This is a genomic window from Sphingopyxis sp. PAMC25046 (assembly GCF_004795895.1).
GTDB lineage: Bacteria > Pseudomonadota > Alphaproteobacteria > Sphingomonadales > Sphingomonadaceae > Sphingopyxis.
The window spans coordinates 1,034,396-1,054,050 of the sequence record NZ_CP039250.1; the positions used below are offsets into that span (position 1 = coordinate 1,034,396).

At 65.2% G+C, this 19,655-nt stretch carries 16 protein-coding genes and 1 tRNA gene; 6 read left to right on the top strand and 11 right to left on the bottom strand.

Annotation, left to right across the window (positions count from 1 at the left end; translation table 11 throughout):
• Positions 1-41: 41 nt before the first annotated feature.
• From E5675_RS04755 to moaA, 4 genes are all read right to left on the bottom strand, one after another.
• Positions 42-728: a hypothetical protein gene (locus E5675_RS04755; protein ID WP_247594786.1), complete on the bottom strand. Its 687-nt coding sequence runs from the start codon at positions 726-728 to the stop codon at positions 42-44.
• Between the two features lie 126 nt (positions 729-854).
• A tRNA-Asn gene (locus tag E5675_RS04760) sits at positions 855-929 on the bottom strand.
• Between the two features lie 82 nt (positions 930-1,011).
• On the bottom strand, positions 1,012-1,782 hold the full coding sequence (locus E5675_RS04765; protein ID WP_136173569.1) for an NAD kinase: 771 nt from the start codon (positions 1,780-1,782) through the stop codon (positions 1,012-1,014).
• A 43-nt stretch (positions 1,783-1,825) separates the two neighbouring features.
• Positions 1,826-2,848, bottom strand: a complete 1,023-nt coding sequence (gene moaA, locus E5675_RS04770; RefSeq protein ID WP_136173570.1) for a GTP 3',8-cyclase MoaA — start codon at positions 2,846-2,848, stop codon at positions 1,826-1,828.
• A gap of 53 nt (positions 2,849-2,901) precedes the next feature.
• On the opposite strand from moaA, the gene E5675_RS04775 reads away from it, so the two are divergent.
• Positions 2,902-4,101, top strand: coding sequence for a GGDEF domain-containing phosphodiesterase (locus tag E5675_RS04775; protein WP_136173571.1), 1,200 nt, complete (start codon positions 2,902-2,904; stop codon positions 4,099-4,101).
• Here the strand turns inward: E5675_RS04775 and mfd are convergent.
• Both mfd and E5675_RS04785 read right to left on the bottom strand, forming a co-directional pair.
• On the bottom strand, positions 4,098-7,592 hold the full coding sequence (gene mfd / locus E5675_RS04780; protein ID WP_136173572.1) for a transcription-repair coupling factor: 3,495 nt from the start codon (positions 7,590-7,592) through the stop codon (positions 4,098-4,100). The two genes, E5675_RS04775 and mfd, sit on opposite strands and share 4 nt — an antisense overlap.
• Positions 7,589-7,849 carry a succinate dehydrogenase assembly factor 2 gene (locus tag E5675_RS04785; protein WP_136173573.1) on the bottom strand — a complete coding sequence of 87 codons (261 nt, stop codon included), beginning with the start codon at positions 7,847-7,849 and terminating at the stop codon, positions 7,589-7,591. The genes mfd and E5675_RS04785 overlap by 4 nt, the downstream gene beginning before the upstream one ends.
• Positions 7,850-8,005: 156 nt before the next feature.
• On the opposite strand from E5675_RS04785, the gene recG reads away from it, so the two are divergent.
• On the top strand, positions 8,006-10,072 hold the full coding sequence (gene recG / locus E5675_RS04795; RefSeq protein WP_136173574.1) for an ATP-dependent DNA helicase RecG: 2,067 nt from the start codon (positions 8,006-8,008) through the stop codon (positions 10,070-10,072).
• Here the strand turns inward: recG and E5675_RS04800 are convergent.
• Together E5675_RS04800 and tyrS are read right to left on the bottom strand one after the other, a co-directional pair.
• Positions 10,069-10,410: a PilZ domain-containing protein gene (locus tag E5675_RS04800; RefSeq protein ID WP_039576180.1), complete on the bottom strand. Its 342-nt coding sequence runs from the start codon at positions 10,408-10,410 to the stop codon at positions 10,069-10,071. The two genes, recG and E5675_RS04800, sit on opposite strands and share 4 nt — an antisense overlap.
• 74 nt (positions 10,411-10,484) lie before the next feature.
• The gene (gene tyrS / locus E5675_RS04805; RefSeq protein WP_136173575.1) at positions 10,485-11,711 is read right to left on the bottom strand and encodes a tyrosine--tRNA ligase; all 1,227 of its coding nucleotides are present in this window, start codon (positions 11,709-11,711) and stop codon (positions 10,485-10,487) included.
• Positions 11,712-11,752: 41 nt separating this feature from the next.
• On the opposite strand from tyrS, the gene E5675_RS04810 reads away from it, so the two are divergent.
• Genes E5675_RS04810 through E5675_RS04820 form a run of 3 tightly spaced genes read left to right on the top strand, consistent with a single transcriptional unit; the run spans position 11,753 to position 14,762 of the window.
• Complete coding sequence (locus E5675_RS04810; protein ID WP_136173576.1) at positions 11,753-12,301, top strand: DOMON-like domain-containing protein; 549 nt, start codon at positions 11,753-11,755, stop codon at positions 12,299-12,301.
• Positions 12,298-13,503, top strand: a complete 1,206-nt coding sequence (locus E5675_RS04815) for a DUF1343 domain-containing protein (RefSeq protein ID WP_136173577.1) — start codon at positions 12,298-12,300, stop codon at positions 13,501-13,503. Before E5675_RS04810 ends, E5675_RS04815 begins: the two co-directional genes overlap by 4 nt.
• A 14-nt stretch (positions 13,504-13,517) precedes the next feature.
• Complete coding sequence (locus tag E5675_RS04820; RefSeq protein ID WP_136176349.1) at positions 13,518-14,762, top strand: Xaa-Pro peptidase family protein; 1,245 nt, start codon at positions 13,518-13,520, stop codon at positions 14,760-14,762.
• On the opposite strand, the gene E5675_RS04825 is transcribed toward E5675_RS04820, so the two are convergent.
• The 3 genes from E5675_RS04825 to E5675_RS04835 all read right to left on the bottom strand — a co-directional run bounded on the left by E5675_RS04825 (position 14,759) and on the right by E5675_RS04835 (position 17,735).
• Positions 14,759-15,607, bottom strand: a complete 849-nt coding sequence (locus E5675_RS04825; RefSeq protein ID WP_136173578.1) for a DUF817 domain-containing protein — start codon at positions 15,605-15,607, stop codon at positions 14,759-14,761. The genes E5675_RS04820 and E5675_RS04825 overlap by 4 nt on opposite strands.
• Positions 15,600-16,406: a lipid II flippase Amj family protein gene (locus E5675_RS04830; protein ID WP_136173579.1), complete on the bottom strand. Its 807-nt coding sequence runs from the start codon at positions 16,404-16,406 to the stop codon at positions 15,600-15,602. Before E5675_RS04830 ends, E5675_RS04825 begins: the two co-directional genes overlap by 8 nt.
• Positions 16,407-16,556: 150 nt before the next feature.
• Positions 16,557-17,735, bottom strand: coding sequence for a VWA domain-containing protein (locus E5675_RS04835; protein ID WP_136173580.1), 1,179 nt, complete (start codon positions 17,733-17,735; stop codon positions 16,557-16,559).
• A 471-nt stretch (positions 17,736-18,206) separates the two neighbouring features.
• On the opposite strand from E5675_RS04835, the gene E5675_RS04840 reads away from it, so the two are divergent.
• Positions 18,207-19,604, top strand: coding sequence for a methyl-accepting chemotaxis protein (locus tag E5675_RS04840; protein WP_136173581.1), 1,398 nt, complete (start codon positions 18,207-18,209; stop codon positions 19,602-19,604).
• Positions 19,605-19,655: the final 51 nt, after the last annotated feature.

Genomic DNA, 19,655 nt, shown 5'->3' on the forward strand with positions numbered 1-19,655 from the left:
GATGGCAAATCAGCGGCGCATCGGCCTTGCGCAAGCGACGATCAACGTCGCCGGGTGCCGTAATCGATCCTGATCCTCACCCAGCTACCCACCATCGGTCGTCCGCCAATCCGCGGGGGCCGCACCTGAAACTGCCACGCTGCAGCAAGCACCGCGCGATTGATCTGCGATCCATAGGGATATTCGTCGAGCCCGACGCAATCCTCGACACGGTAATCGGGCGCCGTGCGGCAGGCGATCAGGCCCCAGCCGGGACCGCTGGCGGTGGACAGATAGCCGCGCAGCTCGTCATCGCTCGGCTCGCGGTACCAGGCGGCCGCATACAGCGGCTCGCCATTGGGTGTCGTTCCCACGCGTTCGGAGTCGCGCGAGGAGGGCGATCCGCCGGTGTTGGGCGGCCCGTAAACCTGCCCGCCCTGCGGACGCGCAGCTTTCGGGGGACTCGCCGGCAATGGCCGCTGAACGGGCGCTGGCATTGGCGGCGCGGCCGTCGGTTCCGGGACTTGCGGAGGCAGCGGTGTCAACGGCCGCGGTTCGTCGGGTTCCGGCTGCGGCGAGGTGGTCCGTTCCTCGCTCTGCTGGCGTTCCGGGCTGTCCGGCTCGGGCGCGTCTTTCGCGATCTCTGTGGCCTCAAGGCTCACCACGCTGATCGACTCATCCTCAGCGTCGGGCTGCGTTCCGGGCCCCCACGAAAGGAGCATGAGCAGCAGCAGTCCGGCGATCGCCATCGCCAAGCCGATAGCAAGAGTGCGGCGCCCCACTCCAATGTTGAGCTGAGCGACATAGGGCGTGGCCGGAACGGGGCTCGATCGAAGCAAGGTGTTTCAGCGTAGCCCTGCACAAGTCTGGAAAGATGGCTCCCCGGGTAGGATTCGAACCTACGACCGATCGATTAACAGTCGATTGCTCTACCGCTGAGCTACCGAGGAACACGCCGCCGATGCGGGCAAGGCGGCCCCTTTGCCGTCAACCGATATAATTATCAAGAGGGTTTTGGCGGCTTTGTGACTCTCAGGCGATAAATTGTTCCATCGCAATGCGTTCGTCGAGGCCCTGGTCGGGATCGAACAGCAAAGTCAGCGGGCGGCTGCGGTCGGTCGTGACAAGCACGGTCTTCACATCGCGGATCTCGCGCTGGTCGGCGACCGCGCTGACCGGGCGTTTGGCGGCCTCGCGGACGTTGAAACGGATGCTCGTCGATTCGGGGACGAGCGCGCCGCGCCAGCGCCGCGGGCGGAAGGGGCTGATCGGCGTGAGCGCGAGCATCGCCGAATCGAGCGGCAGGATCGGGCCGTTCGCGCTGAGGTTGTAGGCAGTCGATCCGGCAGGGGTCGAGACGAGCACGCCGTCGCAGGCCAATTCCTCGAGCATCGTCTTTTCGTTGATCATCACTTCGAGCTTCGCGGCCTGGCGCGTTTCGCGGAGTAGCGAAATTTCGTTGATCGCCGGCAAAATGTGCCGCTCCCCGCTGATCGTGGTGATGTCGCCCGACAGCGGATGGATCAGATAGGGGCGCGCGGCGGCGATGCGATCGAGCAGCCCTTCGACGCGAAACTCGTTCATCAGAAAGCCGATCGTGCCGCGGTTCATCCCGAAAACGGGCAGGCTGCGGCGCTGATCGAGCAGCTGATGCAGCATGTGCAGCAGGAAGCCATCGCCGCCGAGCGCGATCAAAAGGTCGGCCTCCGCCAGATCGACGAAGTCGTAGAGCGGGCGAAGTTCGGCTTCCGCTTCCATGGCCGCGGGCGCATTCGATGCGACAAGCGCGATCTTGCGTTGCATATTGGTCCGGTTCCCCCGTGCCTTCGAATATGGGAACGGCCTGTCAGCCGCCCGTTGCACTCATATGACGCGCGACCGCCGGTTTGGACTCTCGTTCGATATGAAAGTCATGCGCGCGGGGTTTGCCAGCCAATGCGGCGTCAATCAAGCCGTCGACGTCGCCGTCTTCGCGCAAGGCTGCGCGCAGGTCGACATGATCGTCCTGGCCGAGGCACATATATACGCGGCCTTCGACGGTCAGGCGTATGCGGTTGCACGTCGCGCAGAAATTGTCGCTGAGCGGCGTGATCAGGCCGAGCGTGACCGGGCTGTCCTCGACCGCGAAATAACGCGCCGGGCCACCGGTGCGTTTGTCGACGGGAAAGATGGCATGCGCATCGCGCAGCGGCGCGATGAAATGATGGAGCGGGATATAATGATCGCTGCGATCGTCCGCGATCTCGCCGAGCGGCATCGTCTCGATGAGCGTGAGGTCGCAGCCGGTCGCCGCGCAATAATCGAGCATGGGGAGCAGTTGGTCCTCGTTGAGACCGGCGAGCGCGACCATATTGATCTTGATCGCCAGCCCGGCCGCGCGCGCCGCATCGATGCCGCGCAGCGCGACCTCAAGGTCGCCGACGCGCGTGATATGCCGGAACGCCGCCGGATCGAGCGTGTCGAGGCTGACGTTGATACGGCGCACCCCTGCCGCTGCCAGCATCGACGCATGTTCGGCGAGCCGCATCGCGTTGGTCGTCAGGGTCAGTTCGTCGAGGCCGTGGTCTATCAGCGCGCCGAGGCGCATCGCGAGCGTGTCGATACCGCGCCGCACGAGCGGCTCGCCACCGGTCAGGCGGATGCGGCGGATACCGCGCGCGACGAAACGCTCGGCAAGTTCGGCCATTTCCTCGATGCTGAGCACCGCCGACTTGGGCAGGAAGGTCATATCTTCGGCCATGCAATAACGGCACCGCAGGTCGCAGCGATCGGTGATCGACAGGCGCAAGTAACTGATCCGGCGACCAAGTCCGTCGATCAACGGCGCCGACGACGCGGCGTGGTGAGATAATGGGACGGCCACGGACATATTGTGGTGCAAAAGACAGGAGCTTGGCAAGGAAAGCCTGTTAGGAAGGGGCAATGAATCGCCCGTCCGAAACCCTTTCAGCCTGCGCCCACAAACTCGAAGTCCTGCACGCTCGGCACGACGCCGACGTCGGCGTCATTCTGGTTCAGGTCGACCAGATGGCGCGCATTAACAACAGCGCTGGAACAGCGGCAGGCGATTCGGTGCTCGACGAAATCGGGCGACGGCTGGAAAATTTTGCGAGCGACGAGTTCGGCCAAGGGTCGTGCGTCGACCGGCTCGACGGACCGCGCTTCCTGATCGTGCCCGCGACGCCGTTGTCGCTCGGGGCACTTCGCGCGCAGGAACGCGCGCTGCACGTCGCGCTCGCCGAGCCGATCGTCGGCGATCCGAACGGCCGCCTGTCGATCCGCATCGCCGCTGCACTGATCACGCAGGGCGAATCGGTCGCCGAGCAACTTGGTGCTGCGTGCGACCAGCTCGCGCGGCCCGCGTCGGCACGCGACGGAGCGATGGTCCATGCCGCGCTGTCGCGGAATGAGGTCGCGATCCATTACCAGCCGCAATATGATGTGGCGACCGGCGCTATGACGGGCGTCGAGGCGCTGCTACGCTGGCAGCATCCAGAACTTGGGCTGCTTGGGGCCGGGCCGCTGGTGACCGCAGCGCGTGCGGCAAGACTCGAATGCGAGCTCACCGAACATGCCCACCGCGTCGCGCTCGCCGAAATGGCAACCTGGCCCAAGGCGCTGGCGAAGCTGCGCGTCTCGCTCAACATCACCGCCGCCGATCTCGGCGATCCAGAATTCGCGGGACGTTTCGCCGCGATGGCAAAGGCGGCCAGGGTCGACCCCGACCGGCTGACGCTGGAACTGACCGAACAGGCGATGCTGAGCGATCCCGCGAGCGCCGCCGACCAGCTCGCGCAGATCCGTGCACTTGGCGTCGCGGTCGCGATCGACGATTTCGGCACCGGCTATTCCAGCCTGTCGCTGCTCGCGCGGCTGCCGATCGATTATCTCAAGATCGACAGCGGCTTCACCCGCACGATCGACGGGAGCGACCGCGACCGCATCGTCGTGCGTGCGATCGTCGACCTCGCGCGCGCGCTCGGCCTGCTCGTCGTGGCCGAGGGGATCGAGAATGAGCGCCAGCTCGCGCGCCTGTCCGAACTCGGCGTCGCGACGTGGCAGGGCTTCCTGAAATCGGGACCGGTGCCGGCGGACCAGCTGCTGGCATTGATGGAAGCTTAGGCGGCCTGCCGCGCCAGCTTACCCAGACCCTTCGACAATTGCAGCGCGCCGTTGAGGCGTGCGCCCGTGCTGACCCAATCGCCGCTGACCGACAGCCGGTTGTCGGGGCGGATGCGCGCACGGCCCTTGAGCCGCTCAACATAGGCGATCAGGCCGGCGACGTTGGCGAACTGGTCGCCGTGGAAACTGACGAGGGCGCCCTTGGTGCCCACGTCGAGCTTCGCGATTCCCGCGGCCTTCGCATTGGCCTTGATCTCCATCAGCTGGATCAGGTTCGCGGTCTCGGGCGGCAGCGGGCCGAAACGGTCGATCATTTCGGCCGCGAAGGCATCGAGCGCCGGGCGATCGCTCGCCTCGTTGAGGCGGCGATAGAGCGCCATGCGCAGCGGTAGGTCGGGGACATAATCCTCGGGGATCAGGATCGGCGCGTCGACCGTGATGACGGGCGACAGGGCCTCGCGCGGCGGCGCGGCGCCCATGCCCTCGGCCTTGGCCACCAAGATCGCTTCCTCGAGCATCGCCTGGTAAAGCTCGAAGCCGACCTCGCGGATATGCCCCGATTGCTCGTCGCCGACGAGATTGCCCGCGCCGCGAATGTCGAGGTCATGGCTCGCGAGCTGGAAGCCCGCGCCGAGCGTATCGAGATCGCCGAGCAGCTTGAGCCTTTTTTCGGCGGTATCGGTGATCGCGCCGCCCTCGAGCGTTGTGAGATAGGCATAAGCGCGCGTCTTCGAGCGCCCGACGCGGCCGCGTAGCTGGTAGAGCTGCGCAAGACCGAAGCGGTCGGCGCGGTGGACGATCAGCGTGTTCGCGCTGGGGATATCGAGCCCGCTTTCGACGATCGTCGTCGAGACGAGCACGTCATATTTGCGGTCGTAGAAGGCGCTCATCCGCTCCTCGACCTCGCCCGGCGCCATCTGACCGTGCGCGACGACATATTTGATTTCGGGCACGCGCGTGCGCAGGAATTCCTCGATGTCGGGAAGGTCCTTGATCCGCGGGGTGACGAAGAAGCTCTGTCCGCCGCGGTCGTGCTCGCGGAGCAACGCCTCGCGGATCACGACCGGATCCCATGGCGCGACATAAGTCCGCACCGCGAGGCGGTCGACCGGCGGCGTCTGGATCACGCTGAGTTCGCGGAGGCCCGACATCGCCATCTGGAGCGTGCGCGGGATCGGGGTTGCGGTCAGCGTCAGCACATGGACGTCGGCCTTGAGCTGCTTCAGCCGCTCCTTGTGGACGACCCCGAACCGCTGTTCCTCGTCGACAATGACAAGGCCGAGATTCTTGAACTCGACCGTCTTGGCGATCACCGCATGGGTGCCGACGACGATATCGATATGGCCATTTGAAAGGCCGTCGCGCGTCTTCTGCGCTTCTCCTGCCGGGACGAGCCGCGACAGGCGGCCGATGTTCACGGGGAAGCCTTTGAAACGCTCGACGAAATTGGTGTAATGCTGGCGCGCGAGCAACGTCGTCGGCACGACGACCGCGACCTGGACCCCGGCCATCGCGGCAACAAACGCGGCGCGTAGCGCCACCTCGGTCTTGCCGAAGCCGACGTCGCCGCAGACGAGCCGGTCCATCGGGCGCCCCGACGCCATGTCGGCGAGCACGTCGCCGATCGCGCGGTCCTGATCGTCGGTTTCCTGATAGGGGAAGCGGTCGGCGAAGGCGGGATAGGCAGCATCTTGCGCGAGCAATTCGCCCGAACGCAGCGCGCGCTGCGCCGCGGTCGCGAGGAGTTCGCTCGCGATCTCGCGGATGCGCTCCTTCATCCGTGCCTTGCGGCGCTGCCACGCCTCGCCGCCGAGCTTGTCGAGGCCTACCCCCTCGCTTTCGCCGCCATAGCGCGAGAGGACGTCGAGATTTTCGACTGGAACGTAGAGCTTGTCGCCCCCGGCATAGGTGAGCGCGACGCAGTCGTGCGGGCTGCTCCCGACGGGGATTTGCGTCAGCCCCTCGTAACGCCCGATGCCGTGATCGAGGTGGACGACAAGGTCGCCGACGCTGAGCGTCGCGAGTTCGGCGAGGAAGGCGTCGGCGCTCTTGCGGCGCTTCTGGCGGCGGACGAGCCGCTCGCCGAGGATATCCTGTTCGGTGAGCAGGCTTATCGCGTCGGAGGCGAAACCATGGTCGAGCGGGAGGACAACCATCGCGGTCGCGCCGCCGCTGTCCGTCGAGGCCGTGCCGAGCGCGTCCTGCCAGCTTTCGGCGGGCGCGAGCGAGGTGACGCCATGGTCGCGGAGCAGCCCCGAGAGGCGCTCGCGCGCGCCGCCCGAATAGCTCGCGATGATCGTGCGGCGGCCCTTGCGGCGTTCGTCCGACAGATGGTCCGCGACCTTCGCATAGACATTCTCGTCGGCGGTGCGCTCGGGGGTGAAATCGCGCGCGGCGAAGGTTTCGAGATCGACCACCGTCGCGGACGGCGGCACGTCGAAGGGGGTGACGATATGGATAGGGCGATCCGATGCCGCCCCGGCCCATTCGCCTTCGGTCAGGTAGAGCGTCTCGGGTGCTAGCGGACGATAGCTTCCCGGCGACTCGCGCTCGGCGGCGACACGGTTCGCATGATAGTCGGCGATCGCGGCAAAGCGTGTCTCGGCGGTCGCCTCGGTACGGTGGCCGCGCAGCACCGGCGTCGCGGGATCGATATGGTCGAACAGCGTCGCGAGCCGTTCCTCGAACAGCGGCAGCCAATGATCCATGCCCGCCTGCCGCCGCCCTTCGCTGACCGCCTGATAGAGCGGATCGCCGGTCGCTTGCGCCCCGAACAGCTCGCGATAGGCGGAGCGGAAACGTTTGATCGTCGCTTCGTCGAGTAGGGTTTCGGACGCCGGAAGAAGCTGCAAGGCCTTGGCGGGACCAAGGCTGCGCTGGTCGGCGGGGTCGAAGCGGCGGATGCTCTCGATCTCGTCGCCGAAGAAATCAACGCGCAGGCCATTTTCCTCGCCCGCCGGGAAGAGGTCGAGAATGCCGCCGCGTACCGCGAACTCGCCTTGGTCGGCAACGGTGTCGACGCGGCTGAAGCCGTTCGACACGAGCAGTTCGGCGAGCGCGTCGCGGTCGATCCGCTGTCCCGGCGCGAGCGTCGTCGCGAGCTGACGAATGCGGAAGGGGGTGAGGGTGCGCTGGGTGATTGCGGCGACGGTGGTGAGGATCAGCTCGCCGCGTTTCGCCGGCATTTGTAGCGCCGACAAGGTCGCGAGCCGGTCGGCGCTGACGCGCATCGAGGGGCCGGCGCGATCATAGGGAAGGCAGTCCCACGCGGGGAAGCGGTGGACGATCAGGTCGGGAGCAAAAAAGGGCGCGGCGTCGGCGACCGCCTGCGTCGCGGCGTCGTCGGTCGCGACATAGACCAGCCGCTTGTCGCTTGCGCGAGCGAGGTCGGCGAGCAGCAGCGGCAGGAAACCGTCGGCGGTACGCGCCAGCGTCAGCGGCGCCGACGCCGATCCGATCGCGGCGAAAATGTCGGCGGCGGGGCGGGTCATGGCAGCGGGATATAGTCCAGCCGGCGCATCGCGGCGATCATGTCGGGGCGGTCGAGATGCGCGGGCGGCTCGCCGGTGCCGAGCGCCCACGCCATGATATCGACGTCATCCTCCTCGACGACGATTTCGTACCAAGCGATCTCTTCCTCGCTCCAACCGGCCGAATAGCGGTCGAAGAAGCCGCCGATCATATAGTCGGCCTCGCGCGTGCCGCGGTGCCAGGCACGGAATTTCAGGCGTTTGAGGCGGTCTTGCATGGCGGGTCTGTCTTTATTCTCTCGAACTCTTCGACGGCCACCCCGAAATCCGTTCGCATCGAGCGAAGTCGAGATGCCCATCGGTCCGGCGCAAACGCGAGGTGTCTCGACTTCGCTCGACACGAACGGAATGTGGGGGCTAGACACGCCCTAGCCATGCGACCCGAGATACTCAATCCGCTCTTTGCCGCGCTGACCGACTTGAAAGGGGTCGGGCCGCAGCTTGCCAAGCCGCTGACGCGGCTGGGGCTCGAGCGCGTCGTCGATGTGCTGTTCCATTTGCCGACCGGACTCATCTCGCGCTTTCCCGTCGACCGGCTCGATCAGGCGCAGGCGGGGCAGACGATCATCGTCGAACTGACCGCGCAGGATTATCGGCCCGGGCGCAGCCCGCGTGCGCCCTTTGGGGTCGAGGCGTTCGACAGCGCGGGCGATCATGTGCGGCTCGTCTATTTCGGGCGGACGTCGGGGCTCGCGCGCAAGCTGTTCCCGCTGGGCGAGAAGCGCCGTGTGTCGGGGCGGCTCGACCTTTATGGCGACATGCGCCAGATCGTGCATCCCGACCATGTCCTCGAACCGGGCGACGAGGCCGGGATCGCCGAACATGAGCCCGTTTATCCGCTGACCGAGGGCCTTACCAACGCGCGGCTGTCGCAGCTGGGCCAGATCGCGCTCGAACGGCGTCCCGAGCTCGCCGAGTGGATCGACGCGCCCTTGCTTGCAACGCGCGGCTGGCCTGCGTGGCGTGAGGCGATGGCGCGCGCGCATGCGAGCCCGCGCGACGAGCCGGCGCGCGACCGGCTCGCCTATGACGAGATTTTCGCGAGTCAGGTCGCATTGATGCTGATCCGCGAAGGCCTGAGGGCGCGCAAGGGCAGGGCGATTGCCGGCAACGGCCGGCTGACCGACGCGCTCCAGCTCCCGTTCGGGCTGACTGGTGCGCAGGAACGTGTCGGGCGCGAAATCGCGGGCGACATGGCGCAGGACAAGCCGATGCTGCGGATGCTGCAGGGGGATGTCGGATCGGGCAAGACGCTCGTTGCGCTGCGCGCGATGCTGGCGGCGGTCGAGGCGGGGACGCAGGCGGCGTTGCTCGCGCCGACCGAAATTCTGGCGCGCCAACATCATGCGACGCTGCAACGCATGCTCGGCGGACTGCCGGTCAACCTCGCGATCCTGACCGGGCGCGACAAGGGCAAGGCGCGCGAATCGACGCTGATGGGACTCGCCGACGGCAGCATCGACATCCTCGTCGGCACGCACGCGATCTTCCAGCAGGCGGTAAATTACCGCGATCTCGCGCTGGTCGTCGTCGACGAACAGCATCGCTTCGGCGTCGCGCAGCGGTTGATGCTGACCCAAAAGGCGGCGCGGCCGCCGCACCTGCTGGTGATGACCGCAACGCCGATCCCGCGCACGCTGCAACTCGCCAATCATGGCGAGATGGACGTGTCGCAGATCGACGAAATGCCGCCCGGTCGCACCCCGGTCGATACGCGCGTCATCTCGCTCGACCGGCTCGACGATGTGGTGGACTCGCTCGACCGCCACCTCGCCACCGGCGCGCAGGCCTATTGGGTATGTCCGCTCGTCGCCGAAAGCGAAGGGAGCGAGCTGGCGGCGGCCGAGGACCGCGCGGCGCTGCTTCGCGAGCGGCTGGGCGATGCGCGCGTCGGGCTCGTCCACGGCCGGATGAAGGGGCCCGAGAAGGACGAGGTCATGGCGCGCTTCCAGGCGGGCGAGATCGGAGTGCTCGTCGCGACCACGGTGATCGAGGTCGGGGTCGATGTCCCCGCCGCCAGCCTGATGATCGTCGAGCATGCCGAAAATTTCGGGCTCGCACAGCTGCACCAGCTGCGCGGCCGCGTGGGGCGCGGCGCCGCGAAATCGGTGTGCCTGCTGCTCCGCTCACAAAATCTGTCCGAAACCGCGCGCGAACGGCTCGCGCTGATGCGCGACACCAACGACGGCTTCGTGATCGCCGAAAAGGATCTGGAACTGCGCGGCGGCGGCGAACTGCTCGGGCTCAAGCAATCGGGCGATGCCGATTACCGGCTCGCGACACCCGAACAACTGGTGCGGCTATTGCCGGTGGCGCACGACGACGCGCGGCTGTTCGTCGAACGCGACGGGGGAATGGAAGGCGCGCGCGCCGAAGCTGTCCGCCTCTGCCTTTATCTGTTCGAACGCGATGCGGCGGTGCCGCTGCTCAGAAGCGGTTAGTTGACGTCGCCCCGCGCGCCCATGGCCCGGATCATCGGCAGATAATCCTCGACCGAGATCGATTTGTCGAACTGGACGCCGGTCTTTCCGCCTATCGACCAGACCACCTTGGCCGCAATGCGGCCGACGATCGGCATGCGGAACACGACGAGGTCGCCGATCTCCAGCCCGCGTTCGAAGCGCATCAGCATGCCGTCGGCGCTGATGTTGACGCAGGTGCACATTTCCTGCCGCCCATCGGGCATGACGAAGGGCAGGCGGCAATAGACGTCGCTACGCGGAGCGATCCGCTGGTCGAGTCCGACATAATGGGCCTTGCTCGTGTCGATCTTGCGCATATTCGTGGACCTTGTTGATTTGGGCATGACGATCCATCCGATTGCTGAAGAAGTGGTAAACGCTTTTCTGCGCCTTACCGCACAACAAGGCCATGTTTTTTTGACCCGAGGCTCAGCGGAACCGCATTCTCGCCAGGCTGAATCAGGTGGTGCGGGTCGCGAATGATCACGCCGTCAATCTTCACGGCGCCTTCATCGAGCTTGCGGCGCGCCTCCTTGTTGGAGCCTGCGAAGCCGAGTTCGCGCAGCGCATCGACGACGTTAATCCCTTCGGCGGGCGCGACCGCTTGCGGGAGGTCGCCGCCAATCTGCCCCTTTTCAAAGGTTTGCGCGGCCGTGTCCGAAGCGGCTTTGGCGGCCTCTTCGCCGCGGCACATCGCGGTCGCCTCGTTGGCTAGGATCTTCTTCGCCTCGTTGATCTCGGCACCCTCCAGCGCTTCGAGCCGTGCAATCTCGGCGAGCGGCAGGTCGGTGAACAGCTTCAGGAACTTGCCGACGTCGCGATCGTCGCAGTTGCGCCAATATTGCCAATAGTCAAAATGGGACAGTTGTTCGGGATTAAGCCACACGGCGCCGGCGGCGGTTTTGCCCATTTTTGCGCCGGCGGCCGTCGTGAGCAACGGAGTCGTGAGACCATACAGGTCGGCGCCGTCCATCCGGCGACCGAGTTCCATCCCGTTGACGATATTGCCCCACTGGTCCGATCCGCCCATTTGCAGCCGAACGCCCATAGCCTTCGACAGGTGACGGAAATCATAGCCCTGCAGGATCATGTAGTTGAATTCGAGGAAGGTCATCGGCTGTTCGCGGTCGAGCCGCAGCTTGACCGAATCGAAAGTCATCATGCGGTTGATCGTGAAGTGCGTGCCGACTTCCTGCAGCAGTTCGATATAGCCGAGCTTGCCGAGCCAGTCCTGATTGTCGACCATCACCGCGTCGGTCGGCCCGTCGCCGAAGATCAAAAACTGCTGAAAGATGCTGAAGATCGACGCGATGTTCGCCGCGATCGTCTCGTCCGAGAGCATTTTGCGGCTTTCGTCGCGGCCCGTCGGGTCGCCGATCCGCGTCGTCCCGCCGCCCATCAGCACGACGGGCTTATGCCCCGTCTGTTGCAGGCGGCGCAGCATCATGATCTGGACGAGGCTGCCGACGTGCAGCGACGGCGCGGTTGCGTCGAAGCCGATATATCCGGGGACGACCTGTCCGGCCGCAAGCGTATCGAGCCCTTCCGCATCGGTCGTCTGGTGGATATAGCCTCGCTCGTCGAGGAGGCGCAGCAGGTCGGATTTGTAACTGGTCATAGCGGGCGGGCGCATAACATGGGGTTTGATATTTGGATAGCATGCGCAAGGAACTGATCTGCCACCCCGATACGCCGGGCAAGGCGGTGCGCGCGGTCGCCGTCGAGGTCAGCCTCTCGTTCGAGGACGGGTTCGCGCTCCGCTATATCGTGGGTGGCGCGGTCGCCGACCTCGTGCTGCCCCCCGGCGAGGGCGAGCTGGTCATCGCCGACAGCGCGACCGACGGGCTATGGGAAAGCACCTGCTTCGAAGCCTTCCTGACCGAAGAGGGACAGCCCGACTATACCGAATTCAATTACGGCCCCGACGGGCGCTGGGCCTGTTACCAGTTCGACGATTATCGCTCGCTGCTGCGCTCCGACGAGCTCGCGCCGTGGGAGATGGTCGCGGAGCGCGGCGAACAAAGCTATGCGCTACGCATCGAACCCGGCATCTTCCCCGACATCGGCGCGAAGCTCGCGCTGTCGGCGGTGATCGAGGAACTCGATGGCACCAAAAGCTATTGGGCGCTCGCGCACCCGCCGGGCAAGCCCGACTTCCATCATCCCGATTGCTTTGCGCTCACGCTTGAGGCACGCGGGCGGGCATGACGACGCTTTTCGGTATCGATCGCCTGCTCGCCGACCCGGCGCTTCGCAAACCGCTCGAAGGCAAACGGGTCGCGCTGCTCGCGCATCCGGCCTCGGTCACCGCCGACCTGACGCACAGCCTAGACTCGCTCGTCGCCGCGGGGGTTAATGCCACCGCGGTGTTCGGGCCGCAGCATGGCGTGCGCGGCGACCTGCAGGACAATATGATGGAGTCGCCCGACTTCACCGATCCGACCTACGGCATGCCGGTGTTCAGCCTCTATGGCGAGGTGCGCCGCCCGTCGGGGCAGTCGATGCACACCTTCGACGTGATGCTCGTCGACCTGCAGGATCTCGGCTGCCGCATCTACACTTATGTCACCACCCTGCTCTACGTGCTCGAAGCCGCGGCGCAGCATGGCAAGGCGGTGTGGGTGCTCGACCGGCCCAACCCCGCAGGCCGCCCCGTCGAGGGAACGCGGCTGCTGCCCGGCTGGGAAAGCTTCGTTGGCGCGGGCCCGATGGTGATGCGTCACGGGCTGACGATGGGCGAGATGGGACACTGGTTCATCCGCCACTTCGGGCTCGACGTCGACTATCGCGTGATCGAGATGGACGGGTGGCAGCCCGAAGGGCCCGGCTTCGGCTGGCCGACGGAACGGGTATGGATCAACCCGAGCCCGAATGCGGCGAACGTCAACATGGCGCGCGCCTATGCCGGCACCGTGATGGTCGAGGGCGCGACGCTCAGCGAGGGCAGGGGCACGACGCGCCCGCTCGAACTGTTCGGCGCCCCCGATATCGACGCAAAGGCGGTGATTGCGGAGATGCAGCGGCTCGCGCCGCAATGGCTCGCCGGATGCAAGCTGCGCGACATCTGGTTCGAACCGACCTTCCACAAGCATATGAAACGGCTCAACAGCGGAATCCATATTCACGCCGAAGGCGGCTGGTACGACCATGACGCCTTCCGCCCCTGGCGCGTGCAGGCACTGGGGTTCAAGGCGATCCGCTCGCTTTATCCGGATTATCCGATCTGGCGCGGCAAGGATTTCAAATATGAATATACCGACGATGTGCTGGCGATCGACGTGATCAACGGCGGGCCCGGTTTGCGCGAATGGGTCGACGACGCGGGCGCCGATGCGAGCGATCTTGATGCGCTGGCACGACCCGACGAGGCGGCGTGGCGAGACGAGATTGCGGACCTGCTGATCTACTGAAGAAGGGAACGATGATGCACCGACGGCAATTTCTGGGGACCGCGACGCTGGCCGGCTTCGCTGCCGCCTTGCCCGCGCCAGTGTTCGCCGCCGATACCGCCGGACTTCCCAACCTCGCCGCCAAAGCGATCCCGATCGGCAAGGCCGAACGCCTGGTGCGCATCGACAAGGCGAAGGAGCTGATGCGCGCGAATGACATCGGAGCGCTGCTGATCGAGCCGGGGTCGAGCCTCATCTATTTCACCGGGGTCGAGTGGTGGCGGAGCGAACGGCTGACCGCCGCGGTGTTGACACGCGAGGGAGAGGTTGCGGTGGTCACGCCGTTCTTCGAAGAACCGTCGGTGCGCGAGAGCCTCGGCGTCGAGGCCGAGGTGCTGACGTGGAACGAGGATGAAAACCCGCTCGCCGCGGTCGCCGCGTGGCTAGGCAAGCGGGGACTGACCAAAGGCCGGATCGGTGTCGAGGAAACGGTGCGCTATTTCGCCATCGATGGGCTGGAAAAGGCGATGCCGGGCGCGACCGTGGTCAACGGCGCGCCCGTCGTGCGCGGGTGCCGGATGCACAAGTCTCCCGCCGAAATCGCGCTGATGCAGATCGCCGCGGACATCACGCTCGCCGCCTATCGCCACACCGCGCCGCGCGTGGAAGCTGGGATGACCCCCGCCGACATCGGCGCGATCATGAAGGCCGCGACCACCGCGCTCGGCGGGCGCAGCGAGTTCGAGCTGATCCTGCTCGGCGAGGCGAGCGCCTATCCGCACGGCAGCGGCAAGCCGCAGGCGGTGCGCGAGGGCGAGGTTGTGCTGATGGACTGCGGCGCGACCGTCCACGGCTATCAATCCGACATCTCGCGCAGCTTCGTCTACGGCAAGGCCACGGCGCGCCAACGGCAGGTCTGGGAACAGATGCGCAAGGGGCAGGATGTCGCCTTTGCGGCGGCCAAGCCCGGCACGCCCGCGGGCAAGGTCGATGACGCAGTACGCGCTTATTACGAGAGCCTCGGCTGGGGTCCCGGCTACAAGCTCCCCGGCACCTCGCACCGCACCGGCCACGGCATCGGCCTCGACGGGCACGAGCCTGTCAACCTCGTGCGCGGCGAAACGACGAAGCTCGCGCCGGGCATGTGCTTCTCGAACGAGCCCGGCATCTATATCCCCGGCGAGTTCGGCATCCGGCTCGAGGATTGTTTCTACATGACCGACAGCGGCCCGAAATGGTTCAGTGAACCGCCGCCGTCGATCGACCGGCCGTTCGGTTAATCGGGCGCCTTCGGACGCTGCACGAGGCTGACCAGCACGAACGAGATAATCATCAGCAGATACCAGCTGCCGAGCTTTTCGAGGCCGACCATGTGCCAGCCGTCGTTCTGGCTCGGGTAGGTCCAGGCGCGCGCGAAGGTGCCGATATTCTCGGCGAACCAGATGAACAGCGCAACGAGCCCCCAGCCGACGAGCAGCGGCATGCGGCGGTGGACGTGCAGGGGGCGGAACCACACCTGACAACGCCAGAAAAGCAGCGCCGTCGCCGCGAAGAGGAACCAGCGGATGTCGTAGGTCCAGTGGTGCGCGAAGAAATTGACGTAGATGGCGGCGGCGAGCGTATAGCTCGTCCACATCGGCGGATAGCCCGTGTACCGAAAGTCGAAGATGCGCCACACGCGCGCGATATAGCTGCCCACCGCGGCATACATGAAGCCCGAGAAAAGCGGGACCGCGCCGATATGGAGCAGGCTTGCCTCGGGATATTGCCACGATCCCGCGGCGGTCTTGAACAACTCCATCACCGTGCCGACGATGTGGAAGATCAGGATGACGAGCGCCTCCTTCGGCGTTTCGAGCCGGAACGCGAGCATGAAGAGCTGGATTAGCACGGCGCCGATTGTGATCGCGTCATAGCGGTGGAGCGGCGCATTGTCGGGCCAGAAGAGATGCGTGCCGAGCAGCAACGCGAGCATCAGGGCGCCGAACAGGCAAGCCCAGCCCTGCTTGAATCCGAAAACACAGAATTCGAGGAACCAGCCGCGCGGCCCCGGCTCGACCGCCATCGCTTCAAGCCGGGCGCGGACGGCGTGAAAACGGCTATGACCGCGTTCCGGTTCAGACATGGACGGCGACCCACGCGATCAGCAACGCGGCGGGCAGAAGCAAAGCCTGCGCGAGGATTGTGCCGGCGAGGCGGCTTAGGGAAATGAAGGTGATCGCACGGCGAAAATCGGCCTCGTCGACCTTCCCTTCTACCGCGTCGTCGGTCATCACCGACAGTTGCGGGTCGATGAAGGCAAACAGCAGGATCGTCGCAAAGCCGTTGATTAGCGCAGAGAGCTGTGACGCGGTGACGCGGAACTCGGGCGCGAGATAGCCCGCATAAAGCGACGCGACGACGCCGACCGCGAGCAAGGATTGTGCAAGGCAATTGGCGATCAGCACCCCCCAGCCGATGCCCTTCGGCATCTTCCAGCTCCTGAGGTGCGACAGGCGGGGAAGCGTAAGCGACCGGCCGAGCGTGCGCACGCCACTCGGGCTGATCGCCTTCAGTGCGAGCTTCGTCGTCGAGCGATTGTCCTGATACCAGCCGATCGCGGCGGCGAACATGCGCTGGCCAGTGGGCACGAGCAGAATTCCGATTAGCGTCGCGACGCTCGCCGCGGCCAGAACGAGCTGCATGTCGATGAACAGCGACGCGCCGCTGCCGTCGTGGATGCGCGTCTCGATGCGTTTTGCGAGAAAGGGTCCAAGGAAGCTGTTCGATGTACGCGAAAACAGCACGAGGATGTTGAACAGCGCGAAGGACATCGCGATGCGCCGCGTCCGCACCCCGGCGATGCGCGCGGCATAGGCGAGCGCGCCGATCAGGTTGATGAACCCGGTGAGGAGCAGGATGGTGACGAGGGGAAGGTCGAACATTTAAGGCCTTAGCGGAACTTCTGAAATCCGTTCGTGTCGAGCGAAGTCGAGACACCGCGCGCTACCGATGGATGTCTCGACTACGCTCGACACGAACGGGATTAGGGGATCGGTTTGTAATCGTCACGGCCTAAGTGGGCGCCGCTTGGATCAATGCTTCCGCGTCAACTCGCGCATCGCGTCGTCGAGGCCCGCGAGCGTCAGCGGGTACATGCGGTCGTTCATCAGCTGTTTGATCAGCTTGACCGACTGGGTGTAGCCCCAATGCGCCTCGGGAACCGGGTTGAGCCACACGGCGGCGGGATAGACATGGGTGATGCGCTGGAGCCAGACCGCGCCCGATTCCTCGTTGAAATGCTCGACGCTGCCGCCCGGATGGGTAATCTCATAGGCCGACATCGACGCGTCGCCGACGAAGATCACTTTATAATCATGGCCATATTTGTGGAGGATGTCCAACATCTGGTGCCGTTCGGACCAGCGGCGCTTGTTGTCCTTCCACACGCCTTCGTACGGGCAATTGTGGAAATAGAAGAACTCCAGATTCTTGAACTCGGTCGTCGCCGCGCTGAAGAGTTCTTCGCACAGCTTGATGAACGGGTCCATCGACCCGCCGACGTCGAGGAAGAGCAGCAGCTTGACCGCGTTGCGCCGTTCGGGGCGCATTTTGATGTCGAGCCAGCCCTGCCGCGCCGTCCCATCAATTGTGCCCGGAATGTCGAGCTCGTCGGCCGCGCCCTCGCGCGCGAACTTGCGCAGGCGGCGCAGCGCGATTTTGATGTTGCGGGTGCCCAGCTCCTTGGTGTTGTCGAGATTCTGGAACTCGCGCTTTTCCCAGACCTTCAAAGCTCTCTTGTGCTTGCTCTCGCCGCCGATGCGGACGCCTTCGGGATTATAGCCCGAATTGCCGAAGGGCGAGGTGCCGCTGGTGCCGATCCACTTGTTGCCCCCCTCGTGGCGCTTCTGCTGTTCCTCGAGCCGCTCTTTCAGCGTCTCCATGATCTTGTCCCAGTCGCCGAGCGATTCGATCGCCGCCATTTCCTCGGGCGTCAGGAATTTCTCGGCGACGGCTTTCAGCCAGTCGGCGGGGACGTCGACCGGATTCTGCCCGTAATCGGAAATGATGCCCTTGAAGACCTTGTTGAACACCTGGTCGAAGCGGTCGAGCTGCCCCTCGTCCTTCACATAGATGGCGCGGGAGAGGTAATAGAATTGCTCGGGGCTGCGGTCGATCACCTCGCGGTCGAGCGCCTCGAGCAGCATCAGATGCTCTTTCAGGCTGGCGGGAATGCCCGCGGCGCGAAGCTCGTCGAGAAAGCCGAAAAACATGGGGGCAGGGTTATCCTTTCGGGGCGGTTGGCGCAATCACTTTACGTTTACGGAAACCAGCTGCGAAAGTTGACGAAGTTGACACCACCATCGCGCGCGGGAAACCGTTATCGCAGAAACGGATAGGGGCGGCATGGAGGTGGCGGGGTCATCCGGCAGGGTCGATCATGGCCGGATATTTTAGTAAAGGGATTTTTGCGGCGAAAAATGGGATGCGGCAAACGATCGGTTTCGACCGGAAGCGGGCATTCCCATTACCGTCACCCCGGGCTTGACCCGGGGCCTGCCTTGCCTTTTCGCCGTCGTCAGGAAGAAAAGGCGGGTCCCGGGTCAAGCCCGAGATGACGAAAGTGAGAGCATGCAATGGCAGCCCCCCACCCCAAAGTCGACACCTCCGCGCATCCTCCATTGACCCCGCGTTAACCATTGCGCGTCATAGCTTTGCGATCATTCAGGGACGCGGGCAAGCCAATGAAATATGATCCGATCAACCCGGAAGCGCAGATACTCGACCAGTCGGTCGCGAGCGACTGCGGCGAGCTAGCCGTGGGGTGCAGCGACGCTGCGGGGCGGATCAAACGTGCGACCGACCAGATGGAACGGCAGATCGGCGAGCTTGGCCGGCTCGAGGAATATGTCGTCAGCCTCGAGGCCGACCAGCGCCAGATCGCCGATTCGACCGACGAGGCGAAATTGCTGTCGGCGCGGGCCTGCGAGCAGCTCGACGCCGGGGCCGAACGCGTCAACGCCGCGGTCAGCGAATTCCGTTCGGTGATCGACCTCGTCGCGCGGCTTGGCACGCATGTCACCAATTTCGCCGCGGTGATGGAGCAGGTCCAGCAGGTGAGCCAGTCGATCGAATCGATCGCCAAGACCACCAACATGCTCGCGCTCAATGCCGCGATCGAAGCCGAGCGCGCGGGCGATGCCGGGCGCACCTTCGCGGTCGTCGCGGCCGAAGTGAAGAAGCTCGCGCAGAACACGCGCGGCGCGACCGACGAGATCCGCCGGTCGATCGGCAGCCTTGCGACCGAGGCTTCGGGGCTGGTCGCTGAAATCCAGTCGGGGGTCGAACAGTCGAGCCGCGCCGAGGCGCAGTTCGAAACGATCACCGACGCGCTGCACGATGCAACGCATCTCGTCGCGCTGCTCGACGATCAGAGCGATCGTATCGCGCAGTCGAGCGCGATGGTCCATGCCAATGGCGCGAAGGTGCGCGAGGCGCTCGACAGCGTCGTCACGTCGGTACGCGACAATAGTTCGACGCTCGACGGCACGCGCACATCGATCCTGACGATGGAGCATGTGTCGAACCGCATGTTCAACGCGGTGATCTCGGCAGGGGTCAGCCCGCAGGATTCGGCGATCGTCGAACTCGCGGCGAAGGTGCGCGACGAATTCGTCGGCCTCGCCGAACGGGCGATCGCACGCGGCGAGCTGACGATGGAGCAGCTTTTCGACACCGACTATGTTCGCGTGCCGAACTCGAATCCCGAGCGCTTTCGCACCAGCCTGTGCGACTGGGCCGATGCCAACTGGCGCCCGTTGTTCGACCGCATCGTCGCGCAGCATCCCGAGATCAAGATGTCGTCGGCGGGCGATATGAACGGATTCCTGCCGACGCATATCACCGAATGCTCGCGGGCGCCGACCGGCGACCTCGAACATGACACCGCGCATTGCCGCAACGGCCGTATCCTGCTCGACGATACCGACATGGCGGCGAAGCGCAGCACCGCGCCTTTCTTCATGACGGTCTATCGCCAGGAAGGCGACGGCATCAATTACCTGACCGTGCGCAACGTCTATATGCCCGCGATCATCGACGGCCGCCGCTGGGGCGACGTCGAGGTGGCGTACCAGCTTTGAGGGGCAGAGGCCTGGGCGGCGGGAACAAATTAGACGCTCACGGCAATGGCC

Bases quoted from the DNA above. Each gene is read 5' to 3' on its own strand.
- E5675_RS04755 (WP_247594786.1), bottom strand. From the start codon at position 728: ATGGCGATCGCCGGACTGCTGCTGCTCATGCTCCTTTCGTGGGGGCCC.
- E5675_RS04765 (WP_136173569.1), bottom strand. From the start codon at position 1,782: ATGCAACGCAAGATCGCGCTTGTCGCATCGAATGCGCCCGCGGCCATG.
- moaA (WP_136173570.1), bottom strand. From the start codon at position 2,848: ATGTCCGTGGCCGTCCCATTATCTCACCACGCCGCGTCGTCGGCGCCG.
- E5675_RS04775 (WP_136173571.1), top strand. From the start codon at position 2,902: ATGAATCGCCCGTCCGAAACCCTTTCAGCCTGCGCCCACAAACTCGAA.
- mfd (WP_136173572.1), bottom strand. From the start codon at position 7,592: ATGACCCGCCCCGCCGCCGACATTTTCGCCGCGATCGGATCGGCGTCG.
- E5675_RS04785 (WP_136173573.1), bottom strand. From the start codon at position 7,849: ATGCAAGACCGCCTCAAACGCCTGAAATTCCGTGCCTGGCACCGCGGC.
- recG (WP_136173574.1), top strand. From the start codon at position 8,006: ATGCGACCCGAGATACTCAATCCGCTCTTTGCCGCGCTGACCGACTTG.
- E5675_RS04800 (WP_039576180.1), bottom strand. From the start codon at position 10,410: ATGCGCAAGATCGACACGAGCAAGGCCCATTATGTCGGACTCGACCAG.
- tyrS (WP_136173575.1), bottom strand. From the start codon at position 11,711: ATGACCAGTTACAAATCCGACCTGCTGCGCCTCCTCGACGAGCGAGGC.
- E5675_RS04810 (WP_136173576.1), top strand. From the start codon at position 11,753: ATGCGCAAGGAACTGATCTGCCACCCCGATACGCCGGGCAAGGCGGTG.
- E5675_RS04815 (WP_136173577.1), top strand. From the start codon at position 12,298: ATGACGACGCTTTTCGGTATCGATCGCCTGCTCGCCGACCCGGCGCTT.
- E5675_RS04820 (WP_136176349.1), top strand. From the start codon at position 13,518: ATGCACCGACGGCAATTTCTGGGGACCGCGACGCTGGCCGGCTTCGCT.
- E5675_RS04825 (WP_136173578.1), bottom strand. From the start codon at position 15,607: ATGTCTGAACCGGAACGCGGTCATAGCCGTTTTCACGCCGTCCGCGCC.
- E5675_RS04830 (WP_136173579.1), bottom strand. From the start codon at position 16,406: ATGTTCGACCTTCCCCTCGTCACCATCCTGCTCCTCACCGGGTTCATC.
- E5675_RS04835 (WP_136173580.1), bottom strand. From the start codon at position 17,735: ATGTTTTTCGGCTTTCTCGACGAGCTTCGCGCCGCGGGCATTCCCGCC.
- E5675_RS04840 (WP_136173581.1), top strand. From the start codon at position 18,207: ATGAAATATGATCCGATCAACCCGGAAGCGCAGATACTCGACCAGTCG.